Consider the following 431-nt stretch of genomic DNA (forward strand, 5'->3'; position numbering starts at 1 on the left):
GTCGGCTCGTCGAGCACGTACAGGCTTCGGCCGCGCTGGCTGCGCTGAAGCTCGGTCGCCAGCTTGATGCGCTGCGCCTCGCCACCGGAAAGCTCAGTGGCCGGTTGCCCCAGGCGCAGATAGCCCAGTCCGATGTCGCGCAGCAGTTGCAGGGGCCTTGCCACCGCGTCTTCACCCGCGAAGAATTCGCTGGCCTCGTCCACGGTCATCTGCAGCACCTCGGCGATGTTGCGCCCGTTCCACTGCACCTTCAGCGTGGCCTCGTTGTAGCGCGCGCCATGGCAGGTCGGGCACGGCGCGTACACGCTGGGCATGAACAGCAGTTCCACGCTAACGAAACCCTCGCCCTCGCAAGTCTCGCAGCGCCCCTTGGCGACGTTGAACGAGAACCGTCCGGCATCATAGCGGCGGCGTCGAGCATCGGGCGTGGC

The 431-nt window shown here is 67.1% G+C and carries 1 pseudogene; it reads right to left on the bottom strand.

Annotation, left to right across the window (positions count from 1 at the left end):
• A pseudogene (locus FZE95_RS19535) lies at positions 1–431 on the bottom strand (excinuclease ABC subunit A); the annotation flags it as partial.

The organism is Pseudomonas profundi, from assembly GCF_008638305.1.
Classification (GTDB): domain Bacteria; phylum Pseudomonadota; class Gammaproteobacteria; order Pseudomonadales; family Pseudomonadaceae; genus Halopseudomonas; species Halopseudomonas profundi.